Source organism: Alteromonas sp. G4i35 (assembly GCF_054960375.1).
Map to the genome: position 1 here is coordinate 1 of NZ_JBHNZD010000084.1, position 305 is coordinate 305.

1 rRNA gene is annotated in these 305 nt (G+C 50.2%); it reads left to right on the top strand.

From position 1 onward, the window contains the following. Positions 1-305: ribosomal RNA gene (locus tag ACFI6L_RS20330) — 23S ribosomal RNA — on the top strand; the annotation flags it as partial.

Below are 305 nucleotides of genomic sequence, written 5' to 3' on the forward strand. Positions count from 1 at the left end.
TGCTGGGTAGGGGAGCGTTGTGTAAGTGGATGAAGGTGAGTTGTAAAGCTTGCTGGACATATCACAAGTGCGAATGCTGACATGAGTAACGATAATGGGAGTGAAAAACTCCCACGCCGGAAGACCAAGGTTTCCTGTCCCATGCTAATCAGGGCAGGGTAAGTCGGCCCCTAAGGCGAGGCAGAAATGCGTAGTCGATGGGAAACGGGTTAATATTCCCGTACTTATATAATCAGTGATGGAGGGACGGAGAAGGCTAGGCAAGCTTGGCGTTGGTTGTCCAAGTGAAAGTGAGTAGGCTGAAG